Source organism: Culturomica massiliensis (assembly GCF_900091655.1).
Taxonomy (GTDB): Bacteria; Bacteroidota; Bacteroidia; order Bacteroidales; family Marinifilaceae; genus Culturomica; species Culturomica massiliensis.
Window position 1 is genome coordinate 68,854 of sequence record NZ_LT594621.1, and the last position, 13,027, is coordinate 81,880.

Sequence of the window (13,027 nt, forward strand, 5' to 3'; positions counted from 1 at the left end):
TCAGATTTCCTTTTCGATCTGATATACGTTACGATCTGTTGCGGAGCGGGATACCAGTTCGGCAATAAAGCCTGCGAGGAATAATTGTGTTCCCAATATCATCGCTGTGAGAGCAATATAAAAATAGGGTGTATCGGTTATTAACGGTGCTTTTATCCCTTTGGTAAGGCATAAATATTTGTCGATACCGATCCAGAGGATGGAACCACAGCCGATGAAGAATAATAAGGTGCCTAAAGCTCCGAATAAATGCATCGGCTTTTTGGAAAATCGGGTGATGAAAGTTATAGACAACAGATCCAGAAAACCATTGATAAAACGGTTCAACCCTCCGAATTTTGTTTTACCGTATTTACGGGCACGGTGTTGTACAACTTGTTCTCCGATGCGTGTAAAACCGGCTTGCTTAGCCAGAATGGGAATGTAGCGATGCATTTCACCATATACTTCGATGCTTTTTACAACTGTATTTCTATAGGCTTTCAAGCCGCAGTTGAAGTCGTGCAGCCGAATGCCGGAGGCTCGCCGTGCCGTAGCGTTGAATAATTTTGTCGGAATGGTTTTTGAAATGGGATCGTATCGTTTCTTTTTCCAGCCGGAGACCATATCATAATCTTCTTCCATAATTTTACGATAGAGCTCCGGTATTTCGTCCGGGCTGTCCTGCATGTCGGCATCCATAGTGATAACTACATCTCCTTGTGCTACCTGAAAGGCGGAGTGTAAAGCTGCGGATTTACCATAGTTACGGCGAAATTTGATGGCCCGGATAGACGGATTCTGAGCTGCCAGTTCTTCGATAATTTTCCAGGAACGGTCATTGCTTCCATCATCGACCATGATAATTTCGTAGGTGAAATTATGGGTCTCCATTACTTTTTTGATCCAGGCTGTCAATTCAGGTAAGGATTCTTCTTCATTGTATAGCGGAATGATTACGGAGATATTCATGATGATGTGTTTTTATTTTGCCGATTACTGATAACGGGCTATTCCGGTTTCCTTTTTTTAAGTATAAAAGCGATGACCAGGGTATAAATCAGGCCCATCAAAGCTTTTGAAAAAAATTCTGTAATTCCCATCGACACGGGCGTTGTGAATGCCTGAAGCATTTGTATCATGTTGTCAGCCCAAGGTGACTCGGGGTAAAGTTGCCTGAACAGGCTTTCTGCATACATCAGGTAATTCTCCAGCGTATCCGGATGTTTCGAGTAGATGATGAGAGCATAAGAGCCATAGAAAAAACCTGCGACAGCGGACAGGTACATACCTGTCAGAAGAGCTCTCCCGTAAGAAATGTAGCCCTTGAGTTCTTCACTTTCCCGGTATCGCCGGATTTGCATGAAAAGCCCAATGACAAATAGAAAGGTTATGATCCTGTCCAGGGACGGATTAGCATAGATGTTGCCTGTCTGTTTGAAAAATACGTATGAAGCTGCCACACAGCAACAGCCGATTAGCATCCCGAAAAGGGTGTTTTGTTGAATGAATGTCGGTTGTTTATGCTCCATAATTTAAATTAAAATCCGGCTTTACTGCGGAGGTATATTTTTTCACCTTCAACGAGAGGGGTGTTGCTGTTTATGTAATTGTACTTGACCAAACTTTTGAGCCGTACACCGTACATTTGAGAAATGAGGTAGAGTGTGTCGCCGTTTTTTACCCGGTGGAATTCATATCCTTTGGCGGCTCTGCTTTTTTTCTTTTTCAGATAAATGTACTGACCGATTTGGAGGTTACTGTCCTGCTTGTCGTTGAATGCCTGTAATTTCTTTAGTTTAATGTTATAATAGCGGGCGATGCCTTCGAGGGAATCACCTTCTTTGATTTCGATACAAATGATACCGTTTCGCATTTCTTCCCGTTTCCGGTAGTTTATGGTGGTGGTAACCGGATTCGGGTCTGATGCTTTTTCAATTGCAGAGACCCGTATTTGTTCGCCTGCAGTCGGATGTTTAACCCGGTGATCGTACTGATAAAGTTCTTCTTCTTCTATGATTTTTATCAGCATGTCGGCATATTTGGGATTGGTGGCGTAGCCGGCAGCTTTTAATCCTCTGGCCCAGCCTTTATAATCTGTCGCTTCTAATTTAAAAAGGGAAGCGTAGCGAGGGCGTGAAAGCAAAAACTCGCTGTGATCGATCCAGGATTGTTCCGGATTTTTGTATTTTCGGAAGCATTCGTCGGCTTCATCGTCGTCCATGTGAAAAGCCGGGCCTATCCAGTCGTGACATTTGATTCCGAAATGATTGTTGGCTTCGGTAGAGAGGGGAGAACCCCCGCAACCGGATTCCAGGATGCCTTGTGCCAGCTTGATGCTTGCCGGTATACCGGTACGTTCCATTTCCTTGATGGCGATATGTTTGTATTTGCGGATAAAATCTTTCCGGGACTGGGCGAAGAGAGTTAATGTGAGTGTACTTAATATCAGAAGAAGTAATATTTTACAAACTGTTTTCATAAAATTTAAATATGGCGATGGCCGCTATGCGATTAAAAAATATATTTTTAGTGGTATTCTGATAAACTTTTACGAACTTTACCGATCCGTTATCGGGCTGTAAAAATAATAAAAATAAGCGATGGATAAAAGAGAAGTAAAAATAGATTATACGGTTTATGAAAATTCCTGCCCTTCGGCTTATGAGGTTATATGCCGTAAAGCAGTTGAGATCATTCCGAATGCATACAGTATTTATTCGGGCTTTTCGGTCGGGGCGGCTGTTTTGCTGGAAAACGGAGAGATTGTAGCCGGAACGAATCAGGAAAATGCAGCTTATCCGAGCGGTCTTTGTGCGGAACGTACAGCTTTGTTTTATGCACAGTCGGTTTATCCGGGAGTAAAGGTTAAAGCATTGGCTATTGCGGCTTTTAATAAGGGAATACAGACGGAGGATGTTGTTACGCCCTGTGGGGCTTGCCGTCAGGTTATGGCGGAAGTGGTCAAACGTTATGGGGATTTTGAGGTCATTATGATAGGCCGGAACCGTTCGGTTTGTCTGAAGGCTTCCGATTTGCTCCCGTTTGCATTTACATTGCTGTAAATATACGTATTACGATTCAGAGAAGCTTACCCGATTGACAATTGAGCGTCCGAGGGTCAATGCGTCGGTATACTCCAGATCATTGCCGATGGAGATACCTTTGGCGATGGTACTGATCGTCAGGTTTTCCCGGTTTTTGATTTTTTTATAGATGTAATAACCGGTCGTATCGCCTTCAATGGTTGCACTTAATGCAAAGATGATTTCTTTTATTTCATTTGTAGCGATGCGTTGCAGCAGACTTTCGATGTGTATGTCGGCGGGGCCTATTCCTTCCATGGGAGATATAATACCGCCCAGCACATGATATAGGCCGTGATATTGGGAAGTTGTTTCTATCGACATAATATCCTTTATGCTTTCTACAACACAGATCAGAGAGGTTTCCCGTTTCGGGTCCGAGCATATCTCGCAGAGTTCCCCGTCGGAAATGTTATGACATTCCCGGCATTCGTGTATGTTTTCTTTCAGGTCACTGAGGCTTTTGATAAATTGCCGTACTTCTTCCGGATTTCTTTTCAGAAGGTGCAAAGCGTATTTTAATGCTGTTTTATGCCCGACACCGGGCAGGGATGCAAATTGTTCTACGGCTTTTTCCAGTAACTTTGAAGAGAAGCTTTGCATATCGGTTCTCAGGCTTTGGATTCTTCGTTTCTTTCGTTTTCTTTTCCGGAGGTGTTGAATCGGATGTCTTTCAGTATCATCTGTATATCCGTTTTTCCCATAAACTCATTTTCTTGTAAGGAATAGCAGATATCAAAATATTTTCCGGAGTTCACTTCATCATACAGATACCCCATGTTGAAACCGATGCCGCTACGGTCTTTACAAACCCGGGTATCGTCGACAACGACAAGTTTCAGATGTTCGTGATTGCGTCCCACCCGTCGTGTACCGATAAAGTTAACGACGTTTTCTGTCATGAATACGGGGATTGAATTGTTGGGGCCAAAGGGAGCGAATTTTTGCAGCATATCATATAATTCCGGGGTAATGTCCGAAAGTTTAAGCTGGGCGTCGATGTTGATTTGAGGGGTCAGCATCTCTTCGTTTATCGTTTCGCGGACGATCTGTTCGAATTTTTCTTTGAACGGTTCTATGTTTTCCAGTCTGAGTGTAAGACCGGCAGCATATTTATGTCCGCCGTAGTTTTCCAAAAGCTCGCTGCATTGTGAAATGGCGTAATACAGATCGAAGCCTTCAACCGAGCGGGCAGAACCGGTTGCCATCCCGTTGGATTCAGTCAATACGATGGTCGGACGATAGAAAGATTCTGTCAGCCGGGAAGCCACGATTCCGATAACTCCCTTGTGCCATCTGGGATTGAAGAGTACCGTGGTTTTTTTAGACGGTTCTATTTCTGAATGAAGAATATGTGCGATGGCCTCTTCTGTGATATCGTGATCCAGTTTTTTTCGCTTGTCATTAAAAATATTAATGGCAGAAGCGATGTCATTGGCTGAAAGTTTTTCATCGGCAGTCAATAAGGCAACTGCTTTATTGCCGGATTCGACGCGTCCGGCTGCATTGATGCGGGGACCGATACGGAAAACGATGTCGTTGATGGTAATTTCTTTATCTATACCGGAAACTTCGATGATGGTTTTCAGACCGAGACTGGGTTTTTCATTCAGTTGTTGCAATCCGAAATAAGCCAGTATACGATTTTCTCCGGTAATGGGGACAATATCACTGGCAATACTTACACAAAGCAGATCGAGTAATCGGTACAATTCGGACATGGGCAGGTTGTGCTTGATGCTATGCGCCTGTACCAGCTTGAAGCTCACACCGCAGCCGCTCAACCATTTGTATGGGTACTGGCAATCTGCACGTTGGGGGTCGAGTACTGCAACGGCATCCGGCAATATTTCACCGGGAGTGTGGTGGTCGCAGATGATGATGTCAATGCCTTTTTCTTTGGCATAACGTACTTTTTCTACCGCTTTTACTCCACAATCGGTCACAATGATAAGACTGAAACCGTTTTCAGCAGCATAATCGATACCTTTCACAGAAACGCCGTAGCCTTCGGTGTAACGGTCCGGAATGTAGTATTCCAGATTATTTTTATTGCATTTATTTTTGAGGTATTTGTATAATAAAGCTACTGCGGTGGTCCCGTCTACGTCGTAATCACCGTATATCATTACTTTTTCTTCCCGGGCAATGGCTTTGTCCAGCCGATCGACAGCTTTGTCCATGTCCTGCATAAGGAACGGATCGTGAAGCATGTTGAGGGATGGATAAAAAAAAGCCTGGGCAACTTCCGGGCTGTTGATTCCGCGTTGTAACAGAAGGTTTGCAATGATCGGATTGCAATTTATTTTATGTGCGAGTTCTTGTATTTTATTTGTCTCCGGAGGAGTGTTTATAACCCATCTTTTTTTCATTATACTTTTCTCCAATTCTGTTACAAAGAAGCGGAAATTCCTTGGCATTTCAAAACTAAAGAACTATAAATTTTCAATAGTTAAAACATAAAATGGGTATAGGGTTACAAATCAAATGAATAGAATAGGATTCTTTTATTTTTTATTATCTTTGCAATTCGAAATGACCTTTGGAAAAGGTAAGGTGTTGGATATAAAATGATTAAACTAAAATAAAATGGGTTTTACTGAATTGAGTGAACAGGAAATTATCCGGAGAAATTCATTGACGGAGTTGGAAAAGCTGGGGATAGAAGCTTATCCTGCAGCAGAATTTACAGTAACTGCACATGCAGCAGAGATTAAAGATAATTTTGATGATGCTGCTCCTAAGCGGGAGGTTGTCATTGCAGGGAGAATGATGAGCCGGAGGGTGATGGGTAAAGCTTCATTTTTTGAATTACAGGATACGACCGGGCGTATACAGGTATACGTGAGCCGTGATGATATTTCGAAGGATGAGAATGCCACGATTTACAATACTGTTTTCAAGAAGTTAATGGATATCGGTGATATTGTCGGGGTGAAGGGGTTTGTTTTCCGGACGCAGACCGGCGAAATTTCCATACACGCACAGGAGTTGGTGATGTTGTCAAAATCATTGCGGCCATTGCCTATTGTGAAGGAAAAAGACGGGAAGCTGTTTGATGCTTTTACTGATCCGGAATTGCGTTATCGGCAACGTTACCTTGACCTGATTGTAAATCCGCAGGTAAAAGATGTATTTGTGAAACGCACGAAGATGATTAATGCCATTCGGGAGTTTTTCAATAGTCAGGGGTATCTGGAAGTGGAAACTCCGGTATTGCAGGCTATTCCCGGTGGAGCTTCTGCCCGTCCGTTTATCACACATCACAATGCATTGGATATTCCTTTGTATCTTCGTATTGCCAACGAATTGTATCTGAAGCGTTTGATTGTCGGAGGATTTGACGGAGTATATGAATTTTCGCGGAATTTCAGGAATGAAGGGATGGACCGTACTCATAATCCGGAATTTACCTGTATGGAAATTTATGTGGCCTATAAGGACTATCAATGGATGATGAATTTTACGGAAGAGATGGTATCCCGGGCTGCTATTGCGGTAAACGGTACGACAAAAGCTGTCATCGGAGATCAGGAGATTGATTTTAAACCGCCGTTCCGTCGGGTGAAGATGGCGGATGCCATTAAGGAATATACAGGATACGATATTGAAAAAATGTCCGAGGAGGATTTGTATCAGGCCTGTATCGATATGAATATTCCGGTAGACAAGACGATGGGCAAAGGAAAGCTAATCGATGAAATTTTCGGAGAAAAGTGTGAAGGACATTATATACAGCCGACATTTATTTATGATTATCCGAAAGAAATGTCGCCCTTGACAAAGAAACATCGTGCAAATCCGAATTTGTCGGAGCGTTTCGAGTTGTTTGTCAACGGCAAGGAAGTTGCCAATGCTTATTCGGAATTGAACGATCCGATCGATCAGTTGGACCGGTTCCAGCAACAGATGAAATTACAGGAGCGGGGAGACGATGAAGCGATGTATATCGACTATGATTTTGTACGGGCTTTGGAGTATGGAATGCCGCCGACGTCCGGTATGGGTATCGGTATCGACCGCCTTTGTATGTTCCTGACGAACAGTTCTTCCATTCAGGATGTATTGTTTTTTCCGCAGATGAAACCCGAGAAAAAAATAACCGTAGATGCTGATGACAAGTTTGTTGGAATCGGAATACCGATGGAATGGGTTGCTGTTTTGCGTAAAGCAGGTATACAAACGGTTGAGGGATTGAAAGCAACGGAGAATCCGAACAAATTGCATCAGCAGTTATGCGGCATCAATAAGAAGGAAAAACTCGGTCTGACTGCACCTGCTCAGGAAGACGTCAGGAGATGGGTTGAACAATAAATGATAAGGAATATGTTTTTGCTTTGCGGGTATACGTAATCGTGAAGTAAAAACGTAATCGTAAATATTATTTTTATGGAACTACCACAAAAACCGAGGCTCGGAATCGTTGGGGGAGGAAGTTGGGCAACAGCCATTGCCAAGATTCTGACGGAGACGAATGACCATATCAATTGGTTTATGCGGAATATTGATACGATCAAGGCTTTTCGCGAGTTAAGTCATAATCCGCGTTATTTGTGTGAAGTAGAATTCGATCTTTCGAAGATTACTTTTACGGATGATATCAATCGGTTGATCGGAGCTTGTGATATTATCATCTTTGCCATACCGAGTGCCTTTTTGAAAAATGTAACGGCAAACATTACCGTTTCTTTGAAAAACAAGGTGGTGGTATCGGCTATTAAAGGGCTGATACCGGATGATAATCTGATTATCGGGGAATTTTTCAATATGCGTTTTGAGGTGCCTTTGGAGCAGATTGCCGTTATTTCGGGTCCTTGTCATGCGGAAGAGATTGCTTTGGAGCGACTCTCGTATCTGACATTTGCCAGCAATGATCTGAAAATGGCCCGTTCGGTGGCGCAGACATTCGATTGCCATTATGTAAAGACGAGTATTTCAGACGATATTTACGGTACGGAATATGCAGCCGTATTGAAGAATGTGATTGCTATTGCAGCCGGTATTTGTCATGGATTGCGTTACGGAGATAATTTTCAGGCGGTGTTGATTTCCAATGCAATTCAGGAGATCGAACGTTTTGTGGCGGCAGTACATCCGATTCATCGTGATATAAAAAGCTCGGCTTATCTGGGGGATTTGTTGGTGACGGCTTATTCGCAATTCAGCCGTAACCGCACCTTCGGTACGATGATCGGAAAAGGCTATTCGGTGAAATCGGCACAAATGGAAATGTTGATGATTGCAGAGGGGTATTTTGCTGTAAAAGGAATTAAGGAGATCAACAAACATTACAATGTACATATGCCGATAACAAATGCAGTATATAATATTTTGTACGAGCGTATCAGTCCGACGATGGAAATTCGTTTGCTGACGGAGGAACTGAGGTAAGGGGGGTATGTTTGGATTTATAAGTAAAAACCGTTGATTAAAGAACGTATATTCAAGTGTGTGCGGAATGCAGTTCCGGTAGCATTGAGGACCTCTTGCTGGTTTCTGAAGATTATGTTACCGGTTACTCTTTTTGTTACCTTGTTGTCTTATTTCGGGATACTGCCTTATTTGTCTTCTTTGACAGCTCCCTTGTTCCGGTTTCTGGGTTTGCCGGGAGATGCTGCTTTGGTATTTGTGACCAGTATTTTTACCAATATTTATACCGTAATAGCCCTTATCGTAACTTTGGACTTCACGGTTCGGGAAGGGATCATATTGGCCGTGATGTGCCTGATTTCACACGGTTTTATCATTGAGACATTGGTTCAGAAGAAGACCGGTTCTGCCGCCTTGCGTATGGTTTTGCTGCGTTTGTCGGGGAGTCTCATTGCAGCCGTCGGTTTGAATTGGGTTTTGCCTCAGATGCCGGAGGTTTTATCTTCGACAATGGGAACTGCTGTCGGATTCACAGAAACGATGCTGACCTGGCTGAAAGGAAGCTTGATTTTGTGTGTCAAGATTTTTGCGATTATTATCTCTTTGATGATATTGCAGCGTTTGTTGGAAGAATTCGGAATATTAAAGGTATTGTCTCGGCTGTTTGCCCCTTTGATGTATTTGTTCGGTTTGCCGGCTTCGACTTCTTTTTTGTGGATTGTCGGAAATACGGTAGGTTTGGCCTATGGTGCGGCTATCATGATGGATTACGGTGCATCCGGTTATTTGAATAGGAGAGAGGCGGATTTGCTGAATCACCATCTGGCAGTTTCTCATTCGGAGCTGGAGGACCCTTTGTTGTTTATGGTTATCGGTTTGCCTGTTTTTTGGTTGATTATTCCGCGTTTAATTCTCGCTATATTGGCCGTGTGGGAGCGAAGGCTGGAATTGAAATTGTCGGAGATGGGTAAACTGAAAAATTATAGAGTTTCAATACGGCAGGACCGTATGTAATATTTGATTTATGTATTCGATAACTGAAGTAAAAACGAAAGAACAGGAGGAAGCTTTTATTCTGCTTCCGGTGAAATTATATAAAGATACCCCTTATTGGATTCGTCCGTTGGATAGCGATATACGCCATGTATTCGATAAAGATAAAAACCCCTGTTTTAAGAACGGAGAGTGTGTACGCTGGTTGTTACAGGATGATAAGGGGGAGGTTATCGGACGGGTTGCGGCTTTTATAAACGGAAAGACTTGCCGTTTGGATCATTATACGGTAGGACAGATGGGCTTTTTCGAGTGCATTAATGATGAAAAAGCCGCATTTATGCTTTTTGATCAATGCCGCAAATGGTTGGAGGAGAAAGGCATGGAAGCTATGGAAGGGCCGGTAAATTTCGGAGAACGGATTGAATGGTGGGGGTTGCTGGCGGATGGGTTCGACCGCTATCCCAATTATGCGATGCCCTATACTCATGCCTATTACGTCAAATTTTTTGAAGATTATGGTTTCCGGGATTATTTCCGTCAATTTACGTACCGCAATCGCCTGTCTATAGATAGTCTGGCACCGGTTGTCGTGTGGAAAGCCGATCGTTTACTGAAAAATCCGGATTATGCCGTGTATACTTACCGGGAAATCGGTAAGCAAAAGGCCATCGATTCTTTATTGGAAGTATATAATAAAGCCTGGAATCTGGAAGTTCATGGGGTAGACGGGATTACCCGGACACAGGTGGAGGCGATTTATAAAAGTTTGCAACCGGTCATTGATAAGGATTTGATATATTTCGGGTATTATAAGAATATTCCGATCGGCTTCTTCCTGATGTTTCCGGAAATGAATCAGGTGATCAGGCATATGAATGGGAAGATGAATCTGACGGGAATATTGAAATTCCTGTATTATCGTCATATAAAGAAAGTAGATGTGGCTTTGGGACAGTTGTTTGGTGTCATACCTGAATTTCAGGGGAAAGGTGTCGAAGCTGCTTTGATTAAATGTTTTTGTGAGACGGTCGTGAAACGAAACAGTCATTATAAGTTTTTGGAAATGAATTGGGTCGGTGATTTTAATCCGCAAATGATGCATTTGATGGATTATCTGAGTGCTACTGCCGTAAAAACCCATATTACTTACCGGAAGTTGTTCCGGGAGGATATTACTTTTGTCCGCTCGGCCGACAAATGATGCCGTAGATAAGAATTTGGTCGGAATTGTACAATAAAACAGGGGCTTTTTACATTTTAGTGAAAGCCCCTGTTTTTATAAACGGTAGTGTTAATTTCCGTGTTTAGAATGGAATTTCAGACGCATCAGGCGTAGGTCTTCTTCGGGATATTCACCATCGAATTCATCGAATGCTTCTGAGATATTATCTGTTTGAGCCTCCATGAAATAATCAAATATTTCTTCCTGTTGCTCATCGTCCAGAATCTTATTGATGTAATAGTCGATATTTAATTTTGTACCGGAAAATACGATCGCTTCCATTTCTTTAATCAGTTCTTCGTAAGACAGGCCTTGTGCAGACGCAATATCTTCGAGGTCGATCTGTCGGTCGATATTCTGAATGATATATACTTTGTAGCGGGATTTATTGGCTACGGTTTTTACGACCATGTCCTGTGCCCGTTCAATTTCATTATCCTCTACATATTGCTTGATGATGTCAATGAATTCCTGTCCGTATTTCTGGGCTTTTCCCATGCCGACCCCCTGTATGTTGGCCAGTTCTTCGAGAGTGATCGGGTAATTGATACACATATCTTCCAGTGAAGGATCCTGGAAAATAACATATGGGGGCAGTCCGTTTGTTTTAGCTATTTTTTTACGTAAATCTTTCAGGATGGCATACAATGTATTGTCTAATGCGGAAACGCCACCTTTTTCCTGGATTTTGTCTTCACTTTCCTCAAAATTACGATCTTCCATCATCTTAAGTTCTTTAGGATGTTCTAAAAAGTCTAAACCTTCTTTTGTTATTTTTATTACACCATATTGCTCGATATCTTTCTCGATAAATCTGCTGATAAGTGCGCGTCTGAATACCATTGTCCAGAATTGGCGTGTTTTTTCGGTACCGCTTCCGAACATATCCAGTTTATCGTGCTTGTATGCTTTTACGGCAGAATCAGCTTCTCCGATCAAAATATTAACGAGATGTTCTATCTTAAATTTTTCTTTTACTTCAGTAACCAAAGATAAAGCATCCTGCATATATTCCCGTCCGTCGAATTCTTTTTTGGGGTAGAGACAATTGTCGCAGCATCCGCAGTTGTCTTCGGTGTAGTTTTCTCCGAAATAGTGAAGAAGTACTTTGCGGCGGCACATGGAGGTCTCTGCATAAGATACGGTTTCCATGAGCAATTGTTTCCCTATTTCCTGTTCGGCAATGGGTTTTCCCTGCATGAACTTTTCCAGTTTTTGAATGTCTTTGTAGCTGTAATATGTGATACATATTCCTTCGCCTCCGTCTCGTCCGGCCCGTCCGGTTTCCTGGTAGTATCCTTCCAGGCTTTTGGGAATATCGTAATGGATGACAAACCGTACATCCGGTTTGTCGATTCCCATACCGAAGGCAATCGTAGCAACTATGACATCTACTTCTTCCATCAGGAATTTGTCCTGGTTGGCACTACGCGTAGCAGCATCCATACCGGCGTGGTAAGGTGCAGCTTTAACGCCGTTGATACATAATACTTCTGCCAGCTCTTCGACTTTTTTCCGGCTGAGACAATATATAATGCCGGATTTTCCTTCGTGATTCTTGATGAATTTGATAATGTCTTTTGTCGGTTCGTTTTTAGGTCTTACCTCATAGTAAAGGTTGGGACGGTTAAACGATGACTTGAATACCTGGGCGTCCAGCATATCTAGGTTTTTTTGAATGTCATGCTGAACTTTAGGGGTTGCCGTTGCTGTCAGGGCAATGATGGGGGCTTCCCCGATTTCTTCGACAATAGGGCGTATTTTCCGGTATTCCGTCCGGAAATCATGACCCCATTCAGAAATACAGTGAGCTTCATCGACGGCAAAGAAAGATATCCTGATTTTTTTCAGGAATTCGACATTACTTTCTTTGGTGAGCGACTCCGGTGCTACATAAAGCAGTTTTGTTTTGCCTTGTAAAATATCTTCTTTGACTTTCAGAATTTCGGATTTCGTCAAAGAAGAATTCAGAAAGTGAGCTACTCCGTCTGCTGCACTGAATGCACGCATGGCATCGACCTGATTTTTCATCAGGGCAATCAGCGGAGATATAACGATGGCTGTCCCTTCGAGTATCAATGCCGGTAATTGATAACATAGAGATTTTCCCCCTCCGGTCGGCATCAATACAAAGGTGTTTTTCCCGGCCAATATATTTCTGATTATGGCTTCCTGGTTTCCCTTGAAATTATCGAAGCCAAAATACTCTTTTAATTTTGTATGTAAATCAATTTCCAATTTCATCGCAATATTGTTTTCGCACACTTTTTCGAAAAAGGAGTTGCAAATTTATAACTTAATTCGAATGAACAAACAAAAATACATCCATAATTCAGAAATCCGAAAGTTCTCAAATCTTTTGAAAGAAATGATG

At 42.5% G+C, this 13,027-nt stretch carries 11 protein-coding genes; 5 read left to right on the plus strand and 6 right to left on the minus strand.

Annotated elements, in window-relative coordinates:
• Genes BN8908_RS01425 through BN8908_RS01435 form a run of 3 tightly spaced genes read right to left on the minus strand, consistent with a single transcriptional unit; the run spans position 1 to position 2,461 of the window.
• Positions 1–951 (minus strand): glycosyltransferase family 2 protein, encoded by a 951-nt coding sequence (locus BN8908_RS01425; protein WP_021987599.1) that lies wholly within the window; start codon positions 949–951, stop codon positions 1–3.
• A 38-nt stretch (positions 952–989) separates the two neighbouring features.
• On the minus strand, positions 990–1,511 hold the full coding sequence (locus BN8908_RS01430) for a DUF4199 domain-containing protein (RefSeq protein ID WP_021987598.1): 522 nt from the start codon (positions 1,509–1,511) through the stop codon (positions 990–992).
• 8 nt (positions 1,512–1,519) lie between these two features.
• Positions 1,520–2,461, minus strand: a complete 942-nt coding sequence (locus tag BN8908_RS01435) for a glucosaminidase domain-containing protein (protein WP_021987597.1) — start codon at positions 2,459–2,461, stop codon at positions 1,520–1,522.
• Positions 2,462–2,582: 121 nt separating this feature from the next.
• Between BN8908_RS01435 and cdd the strand changes: the two genes are divergently transcribed.
• Positions 2,583–3,044: a cytidine deaminase gene (gene cdd, locus BN8908_RS01440; protein WP_068688552.1), complete on the plus strand. Its 462-nt coding sequence runs from the start codon at positions 2,583–2,585 to the stop codon at positions 3,042–3,044.
• 9 nt (positions 3,045–3,053) lie between these two features.
• Here the strand turns inward: cdd and recR are convergent, their stop codons facing one another.
• Both recR and recJ read right to left on the minus strand, forming a co-directional pair.
• On the minus strand, positions 3,054–3,668 hold the full coding sequence (gene recR, locus BN8908_RS01445) for a recombination mediator RecR (RefSeq protein WP_068688555.1): 615 nt from the start codon (positions 3,666–3,668) through the stop codon (positions 3,054–3,056).
• Positions 3,669–3,676: 8 nt separating this feature from the next.
• Positions 3,677–5,437: a single-stranded-DNA-specific exonuclease RecJ gene (gene recJ, locus BN8908_RS01450; protein WP_021987594.1), complete on the minus strand. Its 1,761-nt coding sequence runs from the start codon at positions 5,435–5,437 to the stop codon at positions 3,677–3,679.
• A gap of 217 nt (positions 5,438–5,654) precedes the next feature.
• Between recJ and lysS the strand changes: the two genes are divergently transcribed.
• The 4 genes from lysS (at position 5,655) to BN8908_RS01470 (ending at position 10,632) form a co-directional block, all read left to right on the plus strand.
• A complete protein-coding gene (gene lysS, locus BN8908_RS01455) occupies positions 5,655–7,379 on the plus strand; it encodes a lysine--tRNA ligase (protein WP_068688557.1) in 1,725 nt (574 codons plus the stop codon).
• 75 nt (positions 7,380–7,454) lie between these two features.
• Positions 7,455–8,456: an NAD(P)H-dependent glycerol-3-phosphate dehydrogenase gene (locus BN8908_RS01460; RefSeq protein ID WP_021987592.1), complete on the plus strand. Its 1,002-nt coding sequence runs from the start codon at positions 7,455–7,457 to the stop codon at positions 8,454–8,456.
• Positions 8,457–8,489: 33 nt separating this feature from the next.
• Positions 8,490–9,449 carry a nucleoside recognition domain-containing protein gene (locus BN8908_RS01465; protein ID WP_021987591.1) on the plus strand — a complete coding sequence of 320 codons (960 nt, stop codon included), beginning with the start codon at positions 8,490–8,492 and terminating at the stop codon, positions 9,447–9,449.
• 10 nt (positions 9,450–9,459) lie between these two features.
• Positions 9,460–10,632 (plus strand): hypothetical protein, encoded by a 1,173-nt coding sequence (locus BN8908_RS01470; protein WP_021987590.1) that lies wholly within the window; start codon positions 9,460–9,462, stop codon positions 10,630–10,632.
• 90 nt (positions 10,633–10,722) lie between these two features.
• Here BN8908_RS01470 and recQ read toward each other — a convergent pair whose 3' ends face one another.
• Entirely contained in the window at positions 10,723–12,897 is a 2,175-nt protein-coding gene (recQ, locus tag BN8908_RS01475; RefSeq protein WP_021987589.1) for a DNA helicase RecQ, read from the minus strand.
• Positions 12,898–13,027 lie beyond the last annotated feature (130 nt).

What these genes read in the sequence shown, in the direction of transcription:
- recJ (WP_021987594.1), bottom strand. Translation starts at nt 5,437, where the DNA reads ATGAAAAAAAGATGGGTTATAAACACTCCTCCGGAGACAAATAAAATA.
- BN8908_RS01425 (WP_021987599.1), bottom strand. Translation starts at nt 951, where the DNA reads ATGAATATCTCCGTAATCATTCCGCTATACAATGAAGAAGAATCCTTA.
- BN8908_RS01460 (WP_021987592.1), top strand. Translation starts at nt 7,455, where the DNA reads ATGGAACTACCACAAAAACCGAGGCTCGGAATCGTTGGGGGAGGAAGT.
- recR (WP_068688555.1), bottom strand. Translation starts at nt 3,668, where the DNA reads ATGCAAAGCTTCTCTTCAAAGTTACTGGAAAAAGCCGTAGAACAATTT.
- lysS (WP_068688557.1), top strand. Translation starts at nt 5,655, where the DNA reads ATGGGTTTTACTGAATTGAGTGAACAGGAAATTATCCGGAGAAATTCA.
- BN8908_RS01435 (WP_021987597.1), bottom strand. Translation starts at nt 2,461, where the DNA reads ATGAAAACAGTTTGTAAAATATTACTTCTTCTGATATTAAGTACACTC.
- cdd (WP_068688552.1), top strand. Translation starts at nt 2,583, where the DNA reads ATGGATAAAAGAGAAGTAAAAATAGATTATACGGTTTATGAAAATTCC.
- BN8908_RS01470 (WP_021987590.1), top strand. Translation starts at nt 9,460, where the DNA reads ATGTATTCGATAACTGAAGTAAAAACGAAAGAACAGGAGGAAGCTTTT.
- BN8908_RS01430 (WP_021987598.1), bottom strand. Translation starts at nt 1,511, where the DNA reads ATGGAGCATAAACAACCGACATTCATTCAACAAAACACCCTTTTCGGG.
- recQ (WP_021987589.1), bottom strand. Translation starts at nt 12,897, where the DNA reads ATGAAATTGGAAATTGATTTACATACAAAATTAAAAGAGTATTTTGGC.